The sequence below is a fragment of the Pararhizobium antarcticum genome (genome assembly GCF_001885585.1).
Lineage (GTDB): Bacteria > Pseudomonadota > Alphaproteobacteria > Rhizobiales > Rhizobiaceae > Pararhizobium > Pararhizobium antarcticum.
The window spans coordinates 71855-86153 of record NZ_LSRP01000096.1 but is presented as its reverse complement, the minus strand read 5'-3'; the positions used below and the strand labels follow the sequence as shown (position 1 = coordinate 86153).

Below are 14299 nucleotides of genomic sequence, written 5' to 3'. Positions count from 1 at the left end.
TTTGAACAGGGCGACGTCCGGGCCCACGCTCTGGGACCAACTTCTGGAACAGATTCGGGGGATTCGATATGGACAGTCGGAAATGTGTTGCGCTGATTGCGCATGACCAGAAGAAGGACGATCTCGCCGCCTTCGCCCAAGCCAACGAAGTGGAGCTTGGCCTCTGGAAGATCGTTGCGACGGGAACAACCGGTGGGCGTGTGCAGGAGGCCTGTCCGAGCCTCGACATCACCCGGCTGAAAAGCGGCCCGCTCGGCGGCGACCAGCAGATCGGCGCGATGATCGCCACCGGCAACGTGCATATGCTGATCTTCTTTACCGATCCCCTGACCGCCATGCCACACGATGTGGATGTCAAGGCGCTGATGCGCCTTGCAACGGTCTACGATATTCCGATGGCGCTCAACCGCGCCACTGCGGAACGGTTGATCGACTTCCAGCATCCCTGATACAGCTACCAGCGCCGCGCGTCATACAGGACGACCAAAACGGAACGCCATCATGCTCACCGATACCGACAGCCACCTCACCTTTCCCATCCTCATCGGCGATATCGGCGGCACCAATGCACGCTTCGCGCTGCTGCTGGATGCCTTTGCAGAGCCAAAACTGTTTCCAATCCTGCCAACGACCAACTATGCCAGCATCGAGGAAGCGCTGCAGACCAGCATCCTCGACAAGACCTCGGTGCAGCCGCGCTCGGCGATCATTGCCGTCGCGGGCCCGGTGAAGGGGGACGAGATCCCGCTGACCAATGCCGGCTGGGTGATCAAACCGAAGGACATGCTGAGCGCGTTGTCGCTGGAAGATGTAATCATCATCAATGATTTCGAAGCGCAGGCGCTGGCCGTCGCGTCGCTCGGCGATGACGGGCGCGAGCAGATCGGACCGGGCTCGGTGCTGGAATCGGCGTCCTGCGCGGTTCTTGGCCCCGGAACCGGGCTTGGCGTCGCCGGCCTTTTGCATGCGCGCCACACCTGGTTTCCGGTTCCCGGCGAAGGCGGCCATGTCGATGTCGGGCCGCGCAGCGAACGGGACTATCGCATCTGGCCCTTCCTCGATCCGATCGAAGGTCGCATCTCGGCCGAACAGCTTCTTTGCGGTCGCGGCATCATGAACATCTACCAGGCCGTCTGCGCGGCCGATGCCCGTGAATCGCCGCTTACCGATCCGGCTGAAGTGACGACCCATGCGATGGCAGGCACCGACGGGGCGGCGGTCGAAGCCATCTCGCTGTTTTCGACCTATCTCGGCCGCGTGGCTGGCGACATGGCGATGATCTTCATGGCGCGGGGAGGGGTTTTCCTGGCCGGAGGCATCTCGCAAAAGATCCTGCCGGCGCTCCGGAAACCGGAGTTTCGTCGGGCTTTCGAGGACAAGGCGCCGCATTCGGACCTGCTGCGGACCATTCCGACATTCGTCGTCACCCATCCGACCGCCGCCCTTTCCGGCCTTGCCGCCTATGCCCGCACACCCGTGCGCTTCGGTGTGGCAACAGAGGGACGCCGCTGGAGAAGTTGACGGCGCCGGAAGCGCGCAGACTCGCCAAACCGGCATCAAGGGACTATAGAGCCCGCTGGAACGCGACCATGTCCCCGTGCGCCGCGCGTTAAGGAAATCAGGTTGAATAAAGCCAAGTCAAAGCTGCCGGCGGTCGATCGCGAGACGATCACAAGCGTGCTGAAACGCGTTTTTGCTGAAAACGGGCGCGCCCATATCCGGGGTTATGCCTTCGCCATCGCCTGCCTTGCGGTCGTGGCCGCCACCACCGGCTTTACCGCCTGGATCATGGAAGCCGTTGTCAACGAAGCCTTTGCCAACAAGCGGGCCGATGTCGTGCTGTATATTTGCGGCGCGATTTTTGCGGCTTTCGTGCTGCGCGGTTTCGCAACCTATGGGCAGGCCGTGGCGTTGTCGAAAATCGGCAACAGCATCGTCGCCAGCTATCAGCGGCGGCTGTATTCGCACCTGATGGCCCTGAGCGTCGGCTATTTCTCCGATTCCCGCTCGGCCCGCATCTCCGCCCAGATCAGCCAGAACGTCTCGGGCATTCGCGACGTTCTCAACATGACCGTCACGTCGATCGCCCGCGACCTGCTGACGCTGGTGGCGCTCATCGGCGTGATGATCAGCAAGGACTGGCTGTTGACGATGATCGTTTTCGTCATCGCGCCGCCGCTTCTGATCGGCCTGCGCTATATCTCGCGCCGTCTGCGGCAGGCGACACGCGAAGCCGTGGAAATCAACAGCCACGTCCTCGGCGCCATGCAGGAGACCATCCAGGGCATTACCATCGTCAAGGCCTTCACGATGGAAGACCAGCTGAAAACCAAGGTCGAGACGATCATCGACCGGGCCGAAAACCGCGCCAACCGCATCGCGCGGCTCAGCGAGCGCACGGCGCCGATGACCGAGACCTTTGCCGGTTTCGCGATTTCCAGCGTGCTCGCCTATGCCGCTTTCCGTTCGATCTACAGCGGCGTGCAGCCGGGCGCATTCTTCGCCTTCGTCACGGCCCTTTTGATGGCCTACGATCCGGCGCGACGGCTCGCCCGCCTGCAGGTGTCGCTCGAGCGTGCCGTCGTCAATGCCCGCATGATCTACGAAATCCTCGATACCGTTCCGCATCAGCGCGACAAGCCCGGTGCCCGCGAACTCGTGCTTCAGGGCGCGCAGATCGAGTTTCACAATGTCCGCTTCGGCTACAATGAGAACGAGGACATTCTCAAGGGGGTCAGCTTCATTGCCGAAGGCGGCAAGACGACGGCGCTCGTCGGCCCTTCCGGCGCGGGCAAGTCGACGGTCATCAGCCTGATCCCGCGCTTCTATGATCCGTCCCAGGGCGAAATCCTGATCGACGGGCAGGACATTGCCGGGATCACAAAGCAGTCTCTGCGCAACGGCCTCGCCTATGTCTCGCAGCAACCCTATCTGTTCGAAGGCTCGATCCGCGACAACATCCGGTATGGTCGGCCCAGCGCCACGGATGCCGAGGTCGAGGACGCCGCACGGCTCGCCTTCGCCCATGATTTCATCATTGCCCAACGCCAGGGCTACGACACCCCCGTCGGCGAAAACGGCATCACCCTGTCGGGTGGCCAGCGGCAGCGTCTGTCGATCGCCCGCGCGCTGGTGCGCAAGGCGCCGATCCTGCTTCTCGACGAAGCGACATCGGCACTCGACACCGAATCAGAGGCGGCCGTGCAGAAGGCGCTGGACTATGCCATGGACGGACGCACCGTGGTGGTCATCGCCCACCGCCTGTCGACAGTCGTCAACGCCGACAAGATCATCGTCATGAAGGACGGGCTGGTGGTCGAGGAAGGAACGCACGAGGCGCTTGCGCAGCGCAGCGACGGTCTTTACGCTCGCCTCCACAATCTGCACGACAAGACGGTGCAGACCGTGGAAGATGCAACTTTTGAATGACGCGCAGGACAGGCAGGAACGATGAGCGGTGAGGATATGAAACTCGTGGTGGTCGGCGCAGCCGGCCGGATGGGCCAGACCCTGATCCGCACCATCCATGCCATGCAGGGCGTTCGTCTGTTTGCCGCCGTCGAGCGCGCCGGCTCGCCGTTTGTCGGCCGCGATGCCGGGGACGTCGCTGGTCTGGGACCGATCGGCATAGCGATCACCGACCAGCCCCTTGAAGCCTTCGTCGAGGCGGAAGGTGTCCTGGACTTTACCTCTCCTGCGGCAAGCGTCGAATTCTCCGTGCTATCGGCACAGGCGCGCATCGTCCATGTCATCGGCACCACCGGCTGCTCGGCGGCCGACGAAGAGAGGTTTTCTGCAGCCGGGCGCCATGCACGGATCGTCAAATCCGGCAATATGAGCCTCGGCGTCAATCTTTTGGGCGTGCTGACAGAACAGGCTGCGCGCGCGCTTGGCGCCGCCGACTGGGACATCGAAATTCTCGAAATGCACCACAAGCACAAGGTTGATGCCCCCTCCGGCACGGCGCTGCTTCTCGGGCAGGCCGCAGCAAAAGGCCGCGCCGTCGACCTCGATGCACAGTCCGTGCGGGTGCGCGACGGCCATACGGGTGCGCGCACCGCCGGCACGATCGGCTTCGCGACGCTGCGCGGCGGATCGGTCATCGGCGAACATTCCGTCATCCTCGCCGGCGAAGGCGAGCAGGTGACCTTGTCGCATAGCGCCACAGACCGCTCGATCTTTGCGCGCGGCGCGGTCACCGCCGCCCTTTGGGCGCGCGACCGCAAACCCGGCTTCTATTCCATGCTCGACGTGCTCGGGCTATCCTGAACAATCACCCCGGAGGAAAATCAACATGAGCGGAACCCTCGTCCTTGTGCGGCATGGCCAGAGCGACTGGAACCTGAAGAACCTGTTTACCGGCTGGAAGGACCCTGACCTGACGGCACTCGGCATCGAGGAAGCCAATGCCGGCGGCAAGGCGCTCGCCGATTACGGCATCAAGTTCGATGTCGCCTATACGTCGGTTTTGACGCGCGCCCAGCACACGCTGACACTCATTCTCGACAATCTCGGGCAACAGGGCCTTGAAACGATCAAGGATCAGGCCCTGAACGAACGCGACTACGGCGATCTATCCGGTCTCAACAAGGACGACGCCCGCGCCAAGTGGGGCGAGGAACAGGTGCATGTCTGGCGTCGTTCCTACGACGTGCCGCCGCCGGGTGGCGAAAGCCTGCGCGACACCGGCGCCCGCGTCTGGCCCTATTACCTGACCGAAATCCTGCCCCGCGTGCTGCGCGGCGAAAAGGTTCTGGTTGCCGCCCATGGCAACTCCCTGCGCTCGCTGGTGATGGTGCTCGACCGTCTGAGCAAGGAACAGATCCTTGCCCTCAATCTCGCGACCGGCGTGCCGATGGTCTACAAGCTCAACGCCGATTCCACCGTCGCGTCCAAGGACGTGCTGGGCGACATGTCGGCTGCGCACTGAAGCGGCCGGTTTCGGAAAAAATGCACCTCGGCACCAACCCGTGCTGAGGTTTGGATAATCACTGTTTGTAAACATCTGTCGCGAAACTCTGACTTTCAGTCAGTTTTGCGACAGGAACTCCCGACCAATGATTCCCATCATCAAGTCGTCGTGCCATTCTCCATTGACGAAGGCAGCCTCCCGCTCCCTCCCCTCGAAGATAAAGCCGCATTTCTCGTAAGCACGTATGGCTCTATGGTTAAATGCAAGAACACGAATGCCAATCCTATGCAGATTTAATTCGGTAAAAGCATAGTGCAGAAGCAGGCGGATAGCTTCGCTCCCAAAGCCTTTGCTGAGCACCTTAGCATCATATATGCCGATGGCCATGCTCGCCCGTCGGTCGGTCCGATCCACATTGTTGAGCCTGATTTCGCCGACGAGTGCACCATCGATCTCAACGATCCATGCGTACTGATTCTCAATTATGCTTTGGACCCATCCCCCAGCCCTTTCTCTACTCATCGGCTTCACATCGTTCCTGCTCACTCCGAACATCTGAAAGATTTCAGGGTCATTTCCGAGTATGAAGCGCGCCTCCATGTCATCAGGGCCAGCAGTTCGAAGAACAACATTCTGTCCTCTAATCGCGGCAGTTGTGTGCGACGCAACTTGTGGCACCGCCGTTCCTTGATGAAAGACCATCCTCCATCGTCCGTCTTCAAGCTTCCAGATCGAACTTCGGAGGGTAGCGTTGGGCGAGATCGAACCACCAGACCGCCTCACACTGCGATACAGAACCAGCACAGTGTCGTTGGCGATCCGCTTAACGGTGAAATCACGGAGCTCTGGCAAGGTAGCGTCGCCCGAAAGGGTTTCTTCCGCCAAAGCATCAACGACTATGGCTTTGCTGTAAACATGGCCGGACCTGCCAAACTCCAGAAAATCGTCTGCCAAGTGTGCGGAAACAGCGTCCCGCGAAGAACGAACCTCGGGTCTATGCAAATCCTGTTCGAGTTTAAGAAATAACTCGAAATCCATCTCATCAGCCATCAATAGACCTTCGCAAAAACCTCATCCAAGGCCCGTATTTTAACGCTTTCGGTGATGCTAGACCACCTTGATTCCACATTGCGCTAGGTGGCCAGCACCTCAGCTGCCCATTTTCATACCTTCCCCGCTTCCCAGCCGAGCATTGCTCTTTTCCGGGTAAGGCCCCAGTGATAGCCGGTGAGCGCGCCGCTCTTGCCGAGCGCGCGATGGCAGGGAACAACGAAGGAGATCGGGTTGCGGCCGATCGCAGCGCCGACGGCGCGGGATGCGGACGGCTGGCCGATATCGCTGGCGACCTGCGAATAGGTGACGGCCTTGCCCATCGGGATTTTCAGAAGCGCCTGCCAGACGCGGATCTGGAAATCCGAGCCGATGAGCACGACGCGCAGGGGTTCGCCCGGTTGCCACTGGTCGGAATTGAAGATGCGCGTTGCATAGCCGGCTGTCATTGCACTGTCCTCGACATAAAGTGCATTCGGCCACCGCCCCGCCATATCGGCGAAACTTTCCTTTTCCGCGCCGGCATCGTTGAAGGCAAGGCCGGCAAGACCGCGATCGGTGATCATCACGAGCGCGACGCCGAAGGGGGATGGATGGAAACCATAACGGATGGTGAGGCCAGCACCCCGCGCCTTCCATTCGCCCGGCGACATCGCCTCATGCGTCACGAACAGGTCATGCAGGCGGCCAGGGCCCGACAGGCCGAGTTCATAGCTGGTTTCGAGAAGCGGCAATCCTTCGTGCCCAAGCAGCCGCTTGGCGTGATCGAGCGTGACAGCCTGCAGGAAGGCCTTGGGCGACAGGCCCGCCCAGCGCGTGAAGGTTTTCTGCAGCTGTGTCGGCGACTGGCCAAGCTGGTGGGCGATCCTCTCCAGCGACGGCTGCTCGCGATAGTCCTCGGTCAGGAGTTCGACAACGCGGCTGACGGTTTCGTAGTCGCTGCCCTGCGGCGTGACGTCGGTTGGAACGGATATGGTGATGCTCATGATTGCCGTCTCCTTCATGGGAGGAGATAATCATCCGGACACCGTCCAGGCCACCCGTTTCTTGTGTTATCGGCGCTTCACCGTCGCCAGCGCGCCGGTAAAGGCCTTGGCGAAACTTTCGCGATCGTCGCGGTTGAGGAAGGAACCGATATCGGTCGCCCTGCGTCGGTCGCTGAGCGACATCGACACGATGCCGATCTCCGCGTGGCGCGCAACATGAAACCGGGTCCAGAAGGGATTGAAGCGATGTTCGGTCATCCGCCCGGCCGGCGTGAACTTGCGCACCGAGACATCCAGCCGCGAGACGCTGACCTCCTCGCGGGCACGGGCGGCACGGTCGTTCAGCCAGAAGGCACCGAACAGCAGCCCGAAATCGAGCCCGAAGAAGACCATGACCGGCCACGCGCCGATGATCCAGAAAAACACACCGTGGACGAGGGTCAAGAGGGCGGCGATCAACAGAAAGATCCTGATACCGCGCAGGCCGAGCGAACGATGGGGTGTCAGCTCCGCCGAAAAGACGGGCTGTTCATGGGGCACTCTCTCGGCGTTGCCAGGGTTCATGGCATGAGATTATAGATGCGACATGAAAAACGTGAAGCCCAAATCCGCGCTGCCTGCCGCCAAACCCCGAAGCGCGACAGTCGGTCGCGCCGTCAGGCGCCCGAAGAGCGCCTACAGCAAGGCCGAAATTGCCGAAATCTTCCGCCGCCTCTCGATCCAGCGACCGGAGCCGAAGGGCGAACTCGAACACGTCAACCCGTTCACGCTGGTGGTGGCCGTGGCGCTGTCGGCGCAGGCGACGGATGCCGGCGTCAACAAGGCGACACGGGCGCTGTTTGCCATCGCCGACACGCCGGAAAAGATGCTGGCGCTCGGCGAGGACAGGGTCCGCGACTTCATCAAGACCATCGGGCTCTACCGCAACAAGGCAAAAAACGTCATTGCGCTGTGCGAAAAACTGATCGCGGAGTTTGGCGGCGAAGTGCCGCGCACGCTCGAAGAGCTGATCACCCTGCCCGGCGTTGGCCGCAAGACCGCCAATGTCGTGCTTTCCATGGCCTATGGTCAGGCGACCATGGCCGTCGACACCCATGTCTTCCGCATCGCCAACCGGCTCGCCCTGGCGCCGGGGAAAACCCCTGATGCGGTCGAGGACCAGTTGATGCGGATCATTCCGGATCCGTATCTCTACCACGCGCATCACTGGCTGATCCTGCACGGGCGCTATTGCTGCAAGGCGCGCAAGCCGGAATGCCAGCGCTGCGTCATCGCCGACATCTGCAAGGCGGCGGAAAAGACCAATGCGATCCCGGCCCCTTTGGTCGAACTGCCCGCGCAGATCACCTGATCGTCAGCGCGGAGCCGGCCGACGCTCCGTCAAGGCATAAAGCAGTGCAGCCGCGGGCAAGGAGAGGCCGAAGAGCGATGCGGAGAGCCAGCCGCCTTCGGCATAAAGCCAGCCCCCCAGGGCCGAACCGACGGCGCCCCCGGCAAAGAACGTCGCCATGTAAAGCCCGTTGAGACGGCTGCGATAGTCCGCCCCAAGCGAAAAAATGGCGCGCTGGCCGAGAACGAGATTGGTCGTGACGCCGAAATCGAGCAGGATGGCCGCGACGGTCAGCAGCAGCAATGCGAGGGTAGAGCCGCTCTGTGCGATGTGGGTGATCAGGAAAGCGACGGCAACCGAGAGCATTGCAAGCCGTGTCGCGACGAAACTCCAGCCGCGATCGGCCAATCGTCCGGCAATCGGTGCCGCGATCGCGCCGGCTGCACCGGCCAGCGCGAACAGGGCGATCTGCCCCTGCGACAGGCCGAAATCGGGGCCGGAGAGCAAAAGCGGCGTCGTCGTCCAGAACAGACTGAAGGCCGCGAACATGAAGGCGTGGTACACCGAGCGGCGACGCAGGACCGGCATTGTTGCAACAAGGCCCGCCATCGAGAAAAGGAGCGCGCCATAGGTCATTCCGGTTTTCGGGACGCGCGGCGGCAAGGCGCGGGAGAGCACGATCGCCAAGAGCACGAGAACACCGGCCGAGAGGAAAAACACCATGTGCCAGGGCAGGAATTCGGCGATGACACTGGCGGCCGGACGTGCCAGCATGATGCCGATCATCAACCCGCTCATGACATTGCCGACCGCCTGGCCGCGATGCGCCTCCGGCGCCATATGCGCCGCATAGGGCACGATGATCTGGATGGCGACGGAACCAAGGCCGATGAAGAAGGCGGAGGCGAGAAACGGCACCGGGGTCGAGGCAACACCGGCCCAGACGACGGCCAGCGTTCCCAGCCCCATGACGAAGAGGATCAGCCTGCGATTTTCGAACAGGTCGCCGAGCGGCACGATGAACAGCAGCCCAAGACCGTAGCCGATCTGGGTCAGCGTGACGATCAGGCCGGCAGCACCCGGGCTCAGGCCGAGCGACAGGCTGATCGGCCCGATCAAGGGCTGGGCGTAATAGAGATTGGCAGCGATCAGGCCACAGGCCGTTGCGAGAAGAAGCGTCATCATCGACGACAGGTGCGGCGCGACAGTGCCGTCATCGGGGGGTGCAATACCGGTCACCTTGGTCTCCAAATCCATAGTCTGAACATGCGGATTGATTTCAATCGAGAATGCGGGATGCGAGCTCGGCGGCGGCCAGCATCTGCGCTTCCGGCCGGCTGGTCTTGCCGACCACCCGCAGGCCCTGCAACAGGAAAAGCAGCAGAAGCCCGGCCGCAACGGGATCGAGTGATGTCGAAACGGATCCATCCGCCTGGCCGGCAATCACCAGTTCGCGCATGATCGCTTCGTTGGCGGCATGCGCCTTTGCCACACGCTCGGCAATGACGGGATCATGGGCCGCAAGTTCATTGGCCATCGAGACCACCAGGCAGCCGCGCCGGCCCGATACACCGTGCGCTGCGCCGGCGTGGAAGGCGAGCGCGGCCTTTATCTTTTCGCGGCCGTTGGCGCCTTGCGCCAGGGCTGTCTCGAGCTTTGCGCTGCGAACCGATCGGTATCGATCAAAGGCTGCGAGCAGGATGCCGCGCTTGTCGGTGAAGGCCTTGTAGAGACTGCCAGTTGTCAGATCCGTCGCGTCGGCAAGATCTGTGATCGAAGTCCCGTGATAGCCTCGCTCGGAAAAGATTTCTATCGCGGCATCGAGCGCCCTGTCCGGGTCGAATTCGCGCGGTCGGCCGCGTGCCCTGCTTTTCGGCATAGGGCGTGTTTTTTGTTCGATCATGCAGATTCATATAGGAAATGATCATTTCCGAATTCAAGTGTTATTTTCCTGCGCGGTTGATTTTGTTCTTTTTCCTTCCAAACTTCAGGAAATCCGCTATGACCGGAAACCGACTGAGGCAACATTCCGGGCGGTTCCTGATGACGACATTCGACGTTCTGACGATTGGCAATGCCATCGTGGACATTATCGCGCGGTGCGACGACGCCTTCCTGGTGCACAATGGCATCATCAAGAGCGCCATGAACCTGATCGATGCCGACCGTGCCGAGCTTCTCTATTCCCGCATGGGACCGGCCCTCGAAGCCTCGGGCGGCAGCGCCGGCAACACGGCTGCCGGCATTGCCAGCCTCGGCGGCAAGGCCGCCTATTTCGGCAAGGTGGCCAACGACCAGCTGGGCGAGATTTTTGCCCACGACATTCGCGCGCAGGGCGTGCATTTCCAGACGCAGCCGCTCGACACCGCTCCGCCGACGGCCCGCTCGATGATCTTCGTCACCGACGACGGCGAGCGCTCGATGAACACCTATCTCGGCGCCTGCGTCGAACTTGGCCCCAGGGATGTCGAGCCCGCAGTGGTAGCGAATGCCAAGGTTACCTATTTCGAAGGCTATCTCTGGGACCCGCCTCTGGCCAAGGATGCCATCCGCGAATGCGCGAAAATCGCCCATGACAATGGTCGTGAAGTGGCAATGACACTGTCTGACAGCTTCTGCGTCCACCGCTACCGGGCTGAATTTCTCGACCTGATGCGCTCGGGGACCGTCGATATCGTCTTCGCCAACCGCGCAGAGGCCCTGGCGCTTTACGAGACGGAAGATTTCGAACAGGCCCTGTCGATGATTGCAAGGGATTGCAAGCTGGCCGCCGTGACGATGAGCGAAGAAGGCTCGATCATCCTCAAGGGTGACGAGCGGGTGAAGGTGGAGGCGACGAAGGTCAGCCGTGTCGTCGACACGACCGGCGCCGGCGATCTCTATGCCGCCGGTTTCCTGTTCGGCTACACGACGGGCCGGTCGCTATCGGATTGCGGCAAGCTGGGAAGCCTCGCCGCCGGCATCGTCATCGAGCAGATTGGCCCAAGGCCGATGGTGTCGCTTTCGGCTGCGGCCCGGGAAGCGGGCCTCGCCTGAGGCCAGGCTGCCCCTGTAAATCGTCTATTTGAAGGCTTCGCCCGGATAGGCGCCCCAGATCTCGCCCTGCGAGATCCAGCCGTCGACGCCCTGTGCCTCGGCGTGACACCAGTCGCCATTGCACTCGCCGACATGCACGACGACGCCCGGCTCGATGCGGGCGACGATGGCGCCGGTCGATTGCGGATCACGGCGCATGTTGACGAAGATGCTTTCGCCCTTGCCGCGCATCCACGGCGCAGCAACCGCCGTGCGATCGCCTGATAGCAAGGCCTGATTGACCCAGCCTTCCGTTCCATCGGCATCGCGGACACGGCGCCAGTTGTCGTATTCCTGGATGATCTCGACCGGAATTCCGGTTTTCAGATAGCGCCAGGCCACCGCATAGTCGAGGCTGGGGCCGACACGCAGGTTGACGCTCTTCGACTTCAGGCTGACGAAGCGCGGCAGCGGCAGGCCGCTTGCGCCCTTGGCCGCCTGCGCATGCGCGATGGCCGGAACGAGCACGGTCAGGGCCGCGACAGCGGAAAGGATGAACCTGAAAACAAAGTGACGCATGACGAAATCCGTTTTCTGAACCAAATCAGGAACTTGCAGCTTACCTCGTGACAGACCCAACCGGACTGCGGCAAATCCCATGGAAGACATGCGAGTTTTGTTTGTCTTCCCCACCGGGTCTGGTAGAAAATGTACTGCAGGGATCACGATCCCCCATCTTGGTTAAAAACCCGTCAACAAGGCCAGACCAGCAGCGATGACAGCGAAGAAAAAGCCCAAGGTGTACATCACCCGAAAACTGCCTGACGTCGTGGAAACCCGCATGCGGGAACTGTTCGACGCAGAACTCAACATCGATGACACGCCACGCAGCCAGCCGGAACTGGTCGCCGCCGTGAAGCGCGCCGACGTGCTGGTGCCGACGGTGACGGACCGCATCGATGCGGCGCTGATCGAGCAGGCTGGCCCGCAACTGAAACTGATCGCCAGTTTTTCGAATGGCGTCGACAATATCGATATAGATGCTGCGGCACGGCACGGCATCACCGTCACCAACACCCCGAATGTGCTGACCGAAGACACCGCCGACATGACCATGGCGCTGATCCTTGCGGTTCCGCGGCGGCTCACCGAAGGCGCCCAGATCCTTATGGACCGCAAGGGCGAATGGGCAGGATGGTCGCCGACCTGGATGCTCGGACGTCGCATTTCCGGAAAGCGCATCGGCATCGTCGGCATGGGTCGAATCGGCACCGCTGTTGCGCGCCGCGCCAAGGCCTTCGGGCTCTCTATCCACTATCACAACCGAAAGCGGGTAAGCGCCGAGACCGAGGAAACACTGGAGGCGACCTATTGGGACAGCCTTGACCAGATGCTGGCGCGCGTCGACTTCGTTTCGGTCAACTGTCCGTCGACGCCGGCCACCTACCATCTCCTATCGGCCCGGCGGCTGGCCCTGATGCAGCCGACAAGCTACATCGTCAACGCGTCCCGCGGCGGTATCGTCGACGAGACGGCACTGATCAAATATCTGCGCGAGGGGAAGATCGCCGGCGCCGGCCTCGATGTCTACGAGAACGAACCGGCCGTCAATCCGAAGCTGATCAAGCTGGCGAGCGAGGGCAAGGTCGTGCTTCTGCCGCACATGAGTTCGGCAACCCTTGAAGGCCGCATCGACATGGGCGACAAGGTGGTGATCAATATCCGCGCCTTCTTCGACGGTCACCGCCCGCCGGATCGCGTTCTGCCGAACCGCTAGAGAGCCTTGCTCATTTCGATGAAGGTGATCCGGTCATAGCCGGGATGGCTGTATTCGCCGATCTTTGCAAAACCCCAGGCGGAAAAGACCGCGTGGTTCTCGGAAAGTTCGATCCGGGTCTGAAGCCGAAGCCTGCTCAGGCCACGCTCGCGAGCGCATGTCATGGCCGCGTTCAACAGGCTGCGGCCAAGGCCCTCTCCCTGGCAAGACGGCGCCACCGCCAGCTTGCCGATGTAAACGCAATCGGGTTCCGGCTTGCAGAAGACACAAGCCAGCAACCGTCCCTCGTCGATGATCGTATAGGCGATCTCTGTCATGGCCTTGGCGCGCAGCAATGGGATCGTCAGGGCAAGGGCCGAGGACGGCGGATCGATGCGCCCGTTCATGAAGGCGAAGGCGTCGACCACCAGCGACAACAAACCCTGCCAGTCGGCAAAGTCTTCATCGAGCCGGACGAGCTTCATTTCGTCTCCGAACGGCGATAGCGGATGGTTTCGAACCGGGCAGCGAGGGCATCGTACATCAGCAACCGTCCGACCAGCGGTTCGCCAGCGCCGGTGATCAGCTTGATGACTTCCATAGCCTGCAATGTGCCGATCACGCCCGTCAGCGCGCCGACAACGCCGACCTCGGCGCAGGCGGGAACGACACCGGCCGGCGGCGGTTCCGGAAAGAGATCGCGGTAGCGCGGATTCTGTCGGCCATCGGCGGTCTGCTTCCACGGCTGCAGCACGGTCAGCGAGCCATCGAACCGACCAACGGCGCCGGTGACCAGGCTGACCTCCAGCCGCTCGGCCGTATCGGCCAAAAGGTAACGCGTCGTGAAATTATCGGAGCCATCGACAACGATGTCGTGGCGGGACAGCACGTCGTCCGCATTGCTCTCGTCCAGCCGGTGCTGGTAGGCGATGATCCGGACATGCGGGTTGAGACGGGCGATCGCATCTGCGGCACTGTCGACCTTGGGGCGACCGATGTCGGGTGTTCCGTGGATCACCTGACGTTGCAGGTTCGACAGGGACACCGTGTCGTCGTCGACCATTCCGATCGTGCCCACCCCGGCGGCAGCGAGATATTGCAACACGGGCGCACCGAGCCCGCCGGATCCCACCACCAGCACCCTGGCTGCCTTCAGCGCCTGCTGCCCGGCCCCGCCAATTTCGGGCAGGACGATATGGCGCGCATAACGCTCGATTTCAGACGTGGTCAGCGGTTCCCGGGTCATGCTT

At 61.9% G+C, this 14299-nt stretch carries 16 protein-coding genes; 8 read left to right on the top strand and 8 right to left on the bottom strand.

Annotated features, from left to right (window positions below):
* Positions 1-68 precede the first annotated feature (68 nt).
* The 5 genes from AX760_RS15905 (at position 69) to AX760_RS15885 (ending at position 4930) form a co-directional block, all read left to right on the top strand.
* Positions 69-449, top strand: coding sequence for a methylglyoxal synthase (locus tag AX760_RS15905; RefSeq protein WP_071833901.1), 381 nt, complete (start codon positions 69-71; stop codon positions 447-449).
* 52 nt (positions 450-501) lie between these two features.
* Entirely contained in the window at positions 502-1521 is a 1020-nt protein-coding gene (locus AX760_RS15900; RefSeq protein ID WP_071833900.1) for a glucokinase, read from the top strand.
* Between the two features lie 102 nt (positions 1522-1623).
* The gene (locus AX760_RS15895; RefSeq protein WP_071833899.1) at positions 1624-3429 is read left to right on the top strand and encodes an ABC transporter ATP-binding protein; all 1806 of its coding nucleotides are present in this window, start codon (positions 1624-1626) and stop codon (positions 3427-3429) included.
* A gap of 21 nt (positions 3430-3450) precedes the next feature.
* Positions 3451-4269, top strand: a complete 819-nt coding sequence (dapB, locus tag AX760_RS15890) for a 4-hydroxy-tetrahydrodipicolinate reductase (RefSeq protein ID WP_071833898.1) — start codon at positions 3451-3453, stop codon at positions 4267-4269.
* 25 nt (positions 4270-4294) lie between these two features.
* Positions 4295-4930 (top strand): 2,3-bisphosphoglycerate-dependent phosphoglycerate mutase, encoded by a 636-nt coding sequence (locus AX760_RS15885; protein ID WP_071833897.1) that lies wholly within the window; start codon positions 4295-4297, stop codon positions 4928-4930.
* Positions 4931-5029: 99 nt separating this feature from the next.
* Here the strand turns inward: AX760_RS15885 and AX760_RS28070 are convergent, their stop codons facing one another.
* The 3 genes from AX760_RS28070 to AX760_RS15870 all read right to left on the bottom strand — a co-directional run bounded on the left by AX760_RS28070 (position 5030) and on the right by AX760_RS15870 (position 7512).
* The gene (locus AX760_RS28070; RefSeq protein WP_071833896.1) at positions 5030-5962 is read right to left on the bottom strand and encodes a GNAT family N-acetyltransferase; all 933 of its coding nucleotides are present in this window, start codon (positions 5960-5962) and stop codon (positions 5030-5032) included.
* A 113-nt stretch (positions 5963-6075) separates the two neighbouring features.
* Complete coding sequence (locus AX760_RS15875) at positions 6076-6948, bottom strand: methylated-DNA--[protein]-cysteine S-methyltransferase (RefSeq protein WP_071834035.1); 873 nt, start codon at positions 6946-6948, stop codon at positions 6076-6078.
* A gap of 66 nt (positions 6949-7014) precedes the next feature.
* Positions 7015-7512, bottom strand: a complete 498-nt coding sequence (locus AX760_RS15870) for a DUF2244 domain-containing protein (protein ID WP_071833895.1) — start codon at positions 7510-7512, stop codon at positions 7015-7017.
* A gap of 22 nt (positions 7513-7534) precedes the next feature.
* Here AX760_RS15870 and nth point away from each other — a divergent pair, with 22 nt between their 5' ends.
* The gene (gene nth / locus AX760_RS15865) at positions 7535-8299 is read left to right on the top strand and encodes an endonuclease III (protein WP_071833894.1); all 765 of its coding nucleotides are present in this window, start codon (positions 7535-7537) and stop codon (positions 8297-8299) included.
* Between the two features lie 3 nt (positions 8300-8302).
* On the opposite strand, the gene AX760_RS15860 is transcribed toward nth, so the two are convergent.
* Together AX760_RS15860 and AX760_RS15855 are read right to left on the bottom strand one after the other, a co-directional pair.
* Positions 8303-9463 (bottom strand): MFS transporter, encoded by a 1161-nt coding sequence (locus tag AX760_RS15860; RefSeq protein ID WP_071834034.1) that lies wholly within the window; start codon positions 9461-9463, stop codon positions 8303-8305.
* 94 nt (positions 9464-9557) lie between these two features.
* Positions 9558-10181, bottom strand: a complete 624-nt coding sequence (locus AX760_RS15855; protein WP_245295035.1) for a TetR/AcrR family transcriptional regulator — start codon at positions 10179-10181, stop codon at positions 9558-9560.
* 140 nt (positions 10182-10321) lie between these two features.
* On the opposite strand from AX760_RS15855, the gene AX760_RS15850 reads away from it, so the two are divergent.
* Positions 10322-11314 (top strand): adenosine kinase, encoded by a 993-nt coding sequence (locus AX760_RS15850; protein WP_071834032.1) that lies wholly within the window; start codon positions 10322-10324, stop codon positions 11312-11314.
* 24 nt (positions 11315-11338) lie between these two features.
* Here the strand turns inward: AX760_RS15850 and AX760_RS15845 are convergent, their stop codons facing one another.
* A complete protein-coding gene (locus AX760_RS15845; protein ID WP_071834031.1) occupies positions 11339-11872 on the bottom strand; it encodes an SH3 domain-containing protein in 534 nt (177 codons plus the stop codon).
* A 196-nt stretch (positions 11873-12068) separates the two neighbouring features.
* On the opposite strand from AX760_RS15845, the gene AX760_RS15840 reads away from it, so the two are divergent.
* Positions 12069-13070 carry a 2-hydroxyacid dehydrogenase gene (locus AX760_RS15840; protein ID WP_071833893.1) on the top strand — a complete coding sequence of 334 codons (1002 nt, stop codon included), beginning with the start codon at positions 12069-12071 and terminating at the stop codon, positions 13068-13070.
* Here AX760_RS15840 and AX760_RS15835 read toward each other — a convergent pair.
* Both AX760_RS15835 and AX760_RS15830 read right to left on the bottom strand, forming a co-directional pair.
* Positions 13067-13534, bottom strand: coding sequence for a GNAT family N-acetyltransferase (locus AX760_RS15835; RefSeq protein WP_071833892.1), 468 nt, complete (start codon positions 13532-13534; stop codon positions 13067-13069). The genes AX760_RS15840 and AX760_RS15835 overlap by 4 nt on opposite strands.
* Complete coding sequence (locus tag AX760_RS15830; protein ID WP_071833891.1) at positions 13531-14295, bottom strand: molybdopterin-synthase adenylyltransferase MoeB; 765 nt, start codon at positions 14293-14295, stop codon at positions 13531-13533. The genes AX760_RS15835 and AX760_RS15830 overlap by 4 nt, the downstream gene beginning before the upstream one ends.
* Between the last annotated feature and the right edge of the window lie 4 nt (positions 14296-14299).

Bases quoted from the DNA above. Each gene is read 5' to 3' on its own strand.
- AX760_RS15885 (WP_071833897.1), top strand. From the start codon at position 4,295: ATGAGCGGAACCCTCGTCCTTGTGCGGCATGGCCAGAGCGACTGGAAC.
- AX760_RS15835 (WP_071833892.1), bottom strand. From the start codon at position 13,534: ATGAAGCTCGTCCGGCTCGATGAAGACTTTGCCGACTGGCAGGGTTTG.
- AX760_RS15845 (WP_071834031.1), bottom strand. From the start codon at position 11,872: ATGCGTCACTTTGTTTTCAGGTTCATCCTTTCCGCTGTCGCGGCCCTG.
- AX760_RS15870 (WP_071833895.1), bottom strand. From the start codon at position 7,512: ATGAACCCTGGCAACGCCGAGAGAGTGCCCCATGAACAGCCCGTCTTT.
- dapB (WP_071833898.1), top strand. From the start codon at position 3,451: ATGAGCGGTGAGGATATGAAACTCGTGGTGGTCGGCGCAGCCGGCCGG.
- AX760_RS15850 (WP_071834032.1), top strand. From the start codon at position 10,322: ATGACGACATTCGACGTTCTGACGATTGGCAATGCCATCGTGGACATT.
- nth (WP_071833894.1), top strand. From the start codon at position 7,535: ATGAAAAACGTGAAGCCCAAATCCGCGCTGCCTGCCGCCAAACCCCGA.
- AX760_RS15875 (WP_071834035.1), bottom strand. From the start codon at position 6,948: ATGAGCATCACCATATCCGTTCCAACCGACGTCACGCCGCAGGGCAGC.
- AX760_RS15840 (WP_071833893.1), top strand. From the start codon at position 12,069: ATGACAGCGAAGAAAAAGCCCAAGGTGTACATCACCCGAAAACTGCCT.
- AX760_RS15905 (WP_071833901.1), top strand. From the start codon at position 69: ATGGACAGTCGGAAATGTGTTGCGCTGATTGCGCATGACCAGAAGAAG.
- AX760_RS15860 (WP_071834034.1), bottom strand. From the start codon at position 9,463: ATGATGACGCTTCTTCTCGCAACGGCCTGTGGCCTGATCGCTGCCAAT.
- AX760_RS15900 (WP_071833900.1), top strand. From the start codon at position 502: ATGCTCACCGATACCGACAGCCACCTCACCTTTCCCATCCTCATCGGC.
- AX760_RS28070 (WP_071833896.1), bottom strand. From the start codon at position 5,962: ATGGCTGATGAGATGGATTTCGAGTTATTTCTTAAACTCGAACAGGAT.
- AX760_RS15855 (WP_245295035.1), bottom strand. From the start codon at position 10,181: ATGATCGAACAAAAAACACGCCCTATGCCGAAAAGCAGGGCACGCGGC.
- AX760_RS15830 (WP_071833891.1), bottom strand. From the start codon at position 14,295: ATGACCCGGGAACCGCTGACCACGTCTGAAATCGAGCGTTATGCGCGC.